5 protein-coding genes are annotated in these 9517 nt (G+C 32.8%); 3 read left to right on the top strand and 2 right to left on the bottom strand.

The features are described 5' to 3' along the window. Positions 1–492 (top strand): DUF4136 domain-containing protein (locus QZ260_RS06355; RefSeq protein ID WP_295984119.1); only part of this gene is annotated, 492 nt, incomplete at its 5' end. On the opposite strand, the gene QZ260_RS06350 is transcribed toward QZ260_RS06355, so the two are convergent. Then, positions 493–729, bottom strand: a complete 237-nt coding sequence (locus tag QZ260_RS06350; protein ID WP_295984122.1) for a T9SS type A sorting domain-containing protein — start codon at positions 727–729, stop codon at positions 493–495. Between the two features lie 57 nt (positions 730–786). Then, positions 787–6849: an MG2 domain-containing protein gene (locus tag QZ260_RS06345; protein ID WP_295984117.1), complete on the bottom strand. Its 6063-nt coding sequence runs from the start codon at positions 6847–6849 to the stop codon at positions 787–789. Positions 6850–7056: 207 nt separating this feature from the next. On the opposite strand from QZ260_RS06345, the gene QZ260_RS06340 reads away from it, so the two are divergent. Together QZ260_RS06340 and QZ260_RS06335 are read left to right on the top strand one after the other, a co-directional pair. Further along, positions 7057–8007 carry a tetratricopeptide repeat protein gene (locus QZ260_RS06340; RefSeq protein WP_295984114.1) on the top strand — a complete coding sequence of 317 codons (951 nt, stop codon included), beginning with the start codon at positions 7057–7059 and terminating at the stop codon, positions 8005–8007. Positions 8008–8249: 242 nt separating this feature from the next. Further along, on the top strand, positions 8250–9517 hold a 1268-nt coding region (locus QZ260_RS06335), incomplete at its 3' end, for a Mur ligase family protein (protein WP_295984110.1).

The following is a 9517-nucleotide window of genomic DNA, read 5'->3' as shown; positions in this document are numbered from 1 at the left end:
CTAATTATTGTATCATGCGCCCCCATTCGTGTTAATTACGATTATAATAAAACTACAAACTTCAGTACTTATAAAACCTATCAATATTATGCAGATATGAAAACAGGTCTAAGCGATTTGGATACCGAACGTTTATTAAATGCGATAGATGCTAAATTGAAAGTAAAAGGGTTAAATGTCTCAGAAGATCCAGACTTTTTTATTGATATTAAAAGTGCAGAATATCAAGCTCCACAAAGACAAACTGTTGGTATTGGAATAGGGGGTAGCGGACGAAATGTTGGAGGTGGTATTTCAATAGGATTACCATTAGGTCAAGCCAATATCAATAGACAAATCACTATCGATTTTGTCGACGAAAATAAAAAACAGCCCTTTTGGCAAGCCATTAGCGAATCTAGTTTTAATCTAAAAGCCACTCCAGAAAAAAGAGAAGTGCGATTACATGCTATTGTTGAAAAAGTATTATCGGGGTATCCTCCAGAAAAATAATTAGTTCTTAACGAACTTTTTACTAGCAATTAATACACGACCTGAATAGAAATTTGTTAGATAAACGCCTTGGCTTAAATTGCTAATATCAATTTGCGTGTTTTCGTAATTAGACAGACTAGAAGACTTTACTTTTTTTCCATCTAAACTGATTATTTCAACTTTCAAATTAGAGAATCTATTGCTTTCAAACTTTAAATTCAAAATACTTTGAGCAGGATTTGGGTATAATGAAATATTGTAAACAAAACCATTTTCACCTTTGTCTGAACAACGTGTTTTAACTAATTTTTTTTACTCAACACTAATTCTTGCGCCTTCACTATGGCTGCTGAATTCTGGTGCATACATATTTTGAATGGTTGTAATGCCATTACTCATATTACCTGCATTATTCACTCGCAAATCGTATTCAAATATATAAACACCTTTTGGTAAATAATCAAAAAAGAAGTTTGTTGAAGCACCTTTAGTGCTCTCATAATACCCTAAACCATCTTGCCATTTGTATTTAGATATTACGTTTACAGGTTCTAATCCAGAAGCGCGCATATCTTTCATGTGTAAAAATTCCATGTCCCTATCGCTACGTAATTCAATTCTTACTCTAACCAAATCGCCAACCTTTAAATTTGTTTCAGTATTGATTTCTGAAATTTCTTCTCCATTATCTGTATTGGTTTTAAGGAATAGTTTTTTCTTTAACTTAAGTGTTGTTTCGGCTGAAGTTATCTTGTCTAAATCCTCAAAATATTGCCAGTATAAACTTCCCCAAGCCATACCTTTTCTTTTTTTAGTAATTTTTACTTCTCCCATTTCTGGTTTAATTTCAGAAGCATTCCAAGCCGTTTTATAATATCCTGTTCCAGCTTCAACTTTTAAATTTTCTAGTTTTTTAGGGTTTATTTCGTGTCCACCTAAAACCACATCTACCATATCGGTTACGCTTAACCAATCACTACCTTGAAGCAGTAATGCGTAAACAGCATCGGTGGTCGCCTTCGTGGTTTTCCAGCGATTTGTTTGCTTATTTTTAAGTAACCAGATTTTTAAATTGTCAATGGTTTTGGTGTCATTTTCAATTTCACCAAAAGCCTCAATTAATAAGGCTTGTGTTTCAACAGGTGCTTGATACCAATACCAAGAGTTTGTGTTAGCTTTCCAATACATGCCTAATTCCTCTGAATTGATACTCGTCTCTTTTAAAGATTTTAAAATCTTAGAAGCTGTTTTTACATTGTTGTTTCTATGAGATACTAAAGCCATTAATCCTTTTGAATATAATGAACGCGATAACCAGTATTTCTTAATTTGTGTTTGGTAGTAATCACTTATTTTTTCTACTTCATTAGTTTTTTTAATTTCTGAGAAGAAGCTACGCATGTATAGATAATGCAATTGTGTATGGCTTAAATTATCTTTGTTTAAGTCAACTTTTGCATTATATTTTCTAATGTTTTTATATTCTTTTACAAATTCATCATCCAAATATTTGATGGCTTTTTGAATTATTTGATTTTGAGACCCTTCGATTGCGCTAAGGGTGACACCTAGTTTAGAAAGATGCCCAAAGCCAGAAATAATATGTTGTGTGATGTATCGGTTCTCATCACCACCTTTAAACCAAGCCCAAGCACCAGATGGCATTTGGTTAGCTTTCAATTTATCAATGGCGGATTGTAACTCATTATTCATTTTGTTTAAATCGAATAATAAAGCGATGCGTTTTTTCTGTTCGGTTTCACTTTGCGCATCTCGTAACCAAGGTGTTTCTTGAATGAGAATAGACTTTAATTCTTCATTTTTTTCCAAATTTGAAAGTAGCGCATCTCTATTTCTCCATTGGTTGAAAACTTCCTGTATTCTAGGATTTGAATTTGCAATATGGCTTGCCAAAGTGTTTGCGTAATACCTAGAAAACGTTTGCTCATTACAATCATAAGGATACTCCATTAAATAAGGTAAAGCTTGTAACGCATACCACGCCGGATTGGAAGTCACTTCCAAAGTCAACTTATGATTTTTAAGTGTCGTTGAGGTATTAGTCTTCAACTTATCTAAAGTGAACGTTTTTGTTTGATTACTTCTAACCCACATTGGCAAGGTTTCGGTAACCAATATGCGATTACTTAAAACAGGTAATGCGCTTTGTTCACCATCGCTAAATGTTTCCGATTTGGCAATTACTTTATATTGAATTGCTTTTACATCTTCAGGAATTCGTATAGACCAAGACACTTGTGTGTTGCCTTTAGCATCAACGGCAAATGTTTTATTATTTTCTGAATTACCAAGATTTGCATTAATATCTTTTCCTGAAATGGCATCGGTTAAAATTAAAACTGCCTGCCCAGAAAGTTCATTTTCTGTAAGATTAGCGATTTTAGTGCTTATAGTAATTTGATCACCTTCACGTAAAAAACGAGGGACGTTAGGAATAACCATCAACTCTTTTTGAGTAACCGTCATTAACGTTTTAGTAGCGTTTTCCAAAGTTTTGGTATGTGCTAATAATTGTAATTTCCATTGTGTTAAAGCTTCAGGTGTTGTAAAGCTGAAACGCACATTTCCTTCTGAATCTGTTTTTAATTTTGGAAAGAAAAAGGCAGTTTCTTGAAGGTTTTTACGCATTTTGATGTTGTTAAAATTTGGTTTTTCTTCTTGTTTAATAGATTTAGAATTTTGTTCATTTAGCGGAGCAGCACCAACAAACGCAACTTCATCTAAATCAGCTTCAGAGTTAAGTATCACAGTTTCTTCAACTTCCATGGCATCTTTAACCATTTGAACACCAGCAACTCGACCACTAAGCTTTTTTGAAATATTATCATGACCTCTAATTCTTAAATTGTAATTATTCCCAAAATAGAAGCCAAACCAATTCAATTGGTCATAAGTTTGATTTACATAATCAGCACGAAACCTATCTTGGTATATTCTAAAGTTTTGTGTACCAAAACTGCGATTAGACCTTCTGCTACTATAAGCAGAATAATTAGGGTTTTGAATAGGATTGAAATTCCAAGCATGTGCTTTAAATTGGTCTAAAGAAGCATCATACATACTTGCCAATAATTCTGTGCTAACTTTTTTTCCATATGGTCCTTTAATTTTAAACTCCCAAGTTTCATCGGTTCCAGGTAGTAACTTATCTCTAAAAGTGAGTGTTTCAATTTCTAAATTCGTTTTAGGATACGGCACTGAAATTGTTTGAGAACCCGATTTAAAACTATTAAACGCCGCAAAACTATAATGCAACACAAAACCGCCTAAATCATCTTGTGTAACAGGAATTGAGATTGTTTTTTTATTAGCATTTAGTTTAATTATTTCTGTTTTGATGATTTTCTTATCCTTTTCTACAGAAATAGTAACCGATACATTATTAACTGCAGAACCAAGGGTTACATGCGCCATATCTCCAATATTGTATGACGATTTATCTGAAGAAATCGTGAAGAGTTGATTATCCGCTGGAGCTTTATCCTCTTTACTATATAACACCGTTTTTATTTCGTCTTTTACTAATTGACCAAATTTATCTTTACTCTCTAAAGTGATAAGATATTCCCCCGATTGCCATTTTTTAGTCTTACCAAGTTTTAATGTTTTGGAGTATTTAGTATCGAACGATTTTTCTAAAACGAGCTTGCCTTTTTTCCAGGTACCAGAATTGTGTTCATTATTGTATGCATCATGCGGAAACAAATCTTTAAATTTCTCTTGAGATAATTCTTGATAATCTGGAGCAGCCCACGGGCGAGTTCTTAAAACGATATTTGGTGCTATAAGCTTATATATTTTAATCGTTCCTTTTGCAGAAACAAATTCACCATTTAGGTTTTTAGTGTCAATAGAAATGCTGTGATCTTTTTTAATTTTATTCAAAGTCTCGTCAACACTCATATTAGCAATCAAAGCACGATAACCAACATTCACAATAGTTTTTGTGCTTCTGGTTTCACCATTTAAATCGGTAACATCTACAGTAATTTCATAATTAAAAACAGGTAAGCTACTTTTATCAACACTTTGGTCTGGAATGGCTTTAAACGTAATTTCAAATTCACCTTTATCATTGGTTTTACTTTCACCATGTATGATTTCTTGAGGTTCAGTATTTACCCAAGGTCTGTGCCAAAAATACCAACGTGGGTATTGTACTTTTCTGTGCACGCGATATACCACTTTAGCGCCGGTAATGTTACTCCCAGCATAAGCTAAAGCATGTCCTTTAATAGTAATAGAGTCATTAATTTTAAAAGTTTCAGTTACTGGTTTGAATTTTGTTTCAAACTTTGGGCGCTTGTATTCTTCAACGGAGAAATAATGTTCAGTATAAAAATCTTTGTCACCGCCATCAAAATCAATGTAATATTGACCGTTTAACCCATTATTTGGCAAGATAAACTCACCTGAAACGGATCCAAATTCATTGGTTTTAAATTCGAGCTCCTTAACTTCTTCGCCATTAGCATTATTTAAAATGGCATATGCTTTTTCATTCTCTAAAGCTTCAGACTTTCCGTCTTCAGTTTTCATAGCAATCCCTTTAAAATAAACAGTTTGTCCAGGTCTGTAAATACTTCTGTCAGTAAATAAAAAGGATTTATAACTAACCCTTTCTCCTTGTTGATTGTGCTTTTGGTTAATGTAAAAGTTGCCAAAATGAGCAACATCATTGCTGCTTTCTACTTTTAGATTAACGTTTCTATACCAATTCTTGTCTTTTTTAATTTTGATTTCACCTAAGTCGTTGGTCGTATAATTTTCAGAAGACGAATTTTTATTATTTCTAGATTCATATGATATGTTAACATTTGCATTTTCAATTGGTGAACCATTATTTCTATCAATAATTTGAAATAGTTTATAGTCAGTAGCTTCCGTTTCTACCAAAGCCAAATTGGTTATTTGAATATTGGCGAAAGCAAAGGTTTCTTTTTTACTTTTTACAAAAGCGACAACTAAATATTTACCATTATCAAGTTTAGGAATTAAAACTTCAGTAGTATGCGTTTGGTAATCATCTTCATTTTTTAGGATGTTATCCCAAGTTTTGTTGACATCAAGAGTCTTTATAAAATCGAGTTGTTCATTTTTTCTATATGTCTTTACAAACTTCTCATATTGCTTTTCTGAAATTTTGTAAGCATTAAACTTTAACGCATCTAGATTTTTATATCGTAACAATAATCGACCATGTTTTTGAATAGGTAAAAAATCTTCGGTAGTAATTTGAAACGATAATTCTTCAATTTGAGATTTCAAAACAGTACATTTTTCAGCAGCTTTACTTTTTGGAAATTCAGAAATAACTTGATTACACAATTCTAAAGCCTCTTTGGCCTTCCAACGCTGTTCTTGGTTGATTTTTGGTTGGTAAGATTGACTCTGTTGATAGTAAATAGAAGCGATTTCAAAATCGTATAAACCTGAAACTTCATGTGCTTTGAAATGCTCACTTTCAGTTTTGAAAGTCTCTACTAAAAGGGCTTGTTTGTCAGAAAACGTTGCATGCCGATTTACAAATTTTAAGCGCTCAATATTAACATCAGCCAATGCAAAAGGAGATTCATCTTTCAAGTGAAAGCGCATCAAATTTTTATATATTATTAAAGCATTAAGCTGTATCGACGTACGGTCTTTAGATTCCATATTTAAAGTTGAAAACGTTTCAACATCAGCTAAAAAATCAGGATTATCAATTTCAAACTTATAGGCAGGTTTAGCGATTTGCGTTGCGTTAGTCTTATAAAATTCTAAAGCGTTATGACTTAAAAAATCGAATAATGTAGGTCTATAAATTTTAGATTCTTTTTGTTCATTTAATAAAGCGTTATATTTTTTTAGAGACTCCTGTTGAAGCATCAATCCGTTTTCTAAAGACTTTTGATAATGCTCATGAGTTTCATCAAAAAGAGTTTGTAAATCCCATGTTCTAAAATCTTCAGAATCTACTTTTTCAGCAGTTTTGGTACGGTTGTAAAACTGCCATCTATTTTGATTAAAATATTGCCAATACAAATTGGCTAATATATTTTCCAGAATATTTTTCGTCGGAAATTCGCTAGTATTAATTTTAGTTTTGAAGTCGTTAATAATGTTCAACTTCGCATCTTCCATCAAATCCAAAGCATATTTGCTTTTAAAAAGCATTGTTTTTACGAGTTGCGGATGGTTCTTATCTTTTGTAGCCTGTTTTTCAATCTCTTCAAGAAGCTTTAAAGCAGATTTAGGTAATCCATCAACTTCAAATTTCTCAACTTTAGTCCATAAATCTTGATAGTTCCGATTTTGTGCTTGAGAAAAAGTTGAAAATAGTATAATCATTAATATAAAAAGTGAACGCTTCATGTATTTAATTTTGTCTATAATGTATACTCAAAAGCCGTTCCAAAAAATAATAAATAAATAAATGGAAGCGTTTGATTAGTGAAGTTAATCATTTTGAATATTAAACAGTAACAACTCATATTACTAAAATGATAAAATCTTAAGATTATCTTAATCAGAAACAAACTAATAATCAAAAGCTTATTTTTGTTTGTTCAAACCTGTATTATGCAAAAAGTATTGCTCTTTTTTTTGTTGCCTATATTTTGTTCCTCTCAGGCAAATCTTGATGGAATTCAATCACTTTTCGATCAGAAACAGTTTAAAAAAGCGGAGACTCAAATTGCTGGATTTTTAAACAGTCATCCTAATCATATGAAAGCCATAGAACTATTAGGTGATGCTTTTGGACATCAAAAAAAATGGGACGAAGCAATCGTAGAATATAAAAAATTAGTAGATACTAAACCTAACACAGCGAATTATCATTACAAATATGGTGGCGTTTTGGGCATGAAAGCATTACAAAATAAATTCAAAGCTATTGGCTTAATTGGCAGTATTAAAAGTGCTTTTACAAAAGCTGCCGAACTGGATGAAAATCATATTGATACACGTTGGGCGCTAGTCGAATTATATATGCAATTACCCGGAATTTTTGGAGGGAGTAAAACCAAGTCACTAAAATATGCAGAACAGTTAGAAAACCTATCAATAGTAGATGGTTACCTAGCAAAAGGTTATGTTTACGAGTATGATAACGAACCAGAACTAGCCGAAACATATTATAAAATGGCCATTCAAGAAGGTGGTTCGCTCACATGTTTTAATAAGTTAACTAACTTTTATGAGAACAAAAAACAGCCCGAAAAAGCTATTGAAAACATAGAGCGAGCTCATAAAAATCATCAACGTAATGCACTGCATTACCAAATAGGAAAGGTGGCTGCAGAGTATAATATTCAACTTCAAAAAGGCGAACAGTGTCTGCTTATGTATCTCAAAAATTATTCTGCTGAAGACGGTGTTCCAAAGGCTTGGGCGCACTACCGTTTAGCACAAATTCATACACACCAAAAAAACAAGAAAGATGCGCTTAAACATATCAATTTGGCCATAGTACAACTACCAAAAATTAAGCCTTTTAAAGCGCAAAAATCGAAAATTTTGAACCTTTAATAGATAGGTGCCTGCTTGCCTGACAGCAAGTTACCACTCCCGATAGCTATCGGGAGGTCGGGCTATACGTTACAATCTTTTTCTCGTACCTCAAAAAAAGGATTTCCACTGCAATCTCTAACGCAAAAACTTACGTCTTTGGTCTTCGTGCTTCCAACTTCAATTCATATATTTACTACTCCATTTATTTTCGATAAATCGGGATTAGTTTAAGTGATATATTTAGAATTCAAAACCACAGCATGAACGTACATTTTATAGCGATTGGGGGAGCTGCAATGCACAATTTAGCTTTAGCATTACACAATAAAGGATACAAAGTAACAGGAAGTGACGATACTATTTTCGAACCTTCAAAATCTAGATTAGAAGTAAAAGGCTTACTGCCAGAAACATTTGGTTGGTTTTCAGAAAAAATCACAAAAAACTTAGATGCTATTGTTCTAGGCATGCATGCCAAAGAAGATAACCCTGAGTTATTAAAAGCCCAAGAATTAGGACTTAAAATTTACAGCTATCCAGAATTTTTGTATGAACAATCCAAACATAAAACACGAGTAGTTATTGGAGGAAGTCATGGAAAAACAACGATAACTTCAATGATTTTACATGTTATGCATTATCATGATAGAGAAGTTGATTATATGGTTGGAGCACAATTAGAGGGGTTTGATGTAATGGTAAAGCTCACCGAAACCAATGATTTTATAATCCTTGAAGGTGACGAATATTTAAGTTCACCAATAGATAGACGACCTAAATTTCACCTGTACAAGCCCAATATTGCCCTGCTAAGTGGCATTGCTTGGGATCATATTAATGTATTTCCTACCTACGAAAATTATGTAGAGCAGTTTAGCATTTTTGTCAATTCTATTGTAAAAGGGGGAAGTATTAATTATAATGAAGAAGATCCAGAGGTTAAACGAGTTGTTGAAGCTAGTGAAAATACAATTAGAAAAATAGCATATCAAACCCCAGAATATACCGTTGAAAACGGACAAACACTTTTAGAAACTCCAGAAGGAGAATTACCAATAGAAGTATTCGGGAAGCACAATTTAAATAACCTCGCTGGAGCTAAGTGGATTTGCCAACATATGGGGATTGATGAGGACGATTTTTATGAAGCTATTTCCACTTTTAAAGGCGCTAGTAAGCGTTTAGAAAAAATTGCAGAAAGTAAAAATAGTGTAGCGTATAAAGACTTTGCACATTCACCAAGTAAAGTGGAAGCTACAACCAATGCTGTTAAAGAACAATATGAAAACAGAACTTTGGTTGCTTGTTTAGAGTTGCATACATACAGTAGTTTAAACGCTGAATTTTTAAAAGAATATAACGGCGCACTGGATGCCGCAGATGTTGCTGTGGTATTTTATTCACCACAGGCTGTAGAAATTAAAAAACTTGAAGAAGTAACTCATCAACAAATTGCTAATGCTTTTCAGCGAGAGGATTTAATTATTTATACCAATCCAGACAATTTTAAAGACTTTTTATTCTCACA

Source organism: uncultured Algibacter sp., from assembly GCF_905480415.1.
GTDB lineage: Bacteria > Bacteroidota > Bacteroidia > Flavobacteriales > Flavobacteriaceae > Algibacter_B.
The sequence above is the reverse complement of the archived record's forward strand: the minus strand, read 5'-3'. Positions and strand labels throughout refer to the sequence as shown.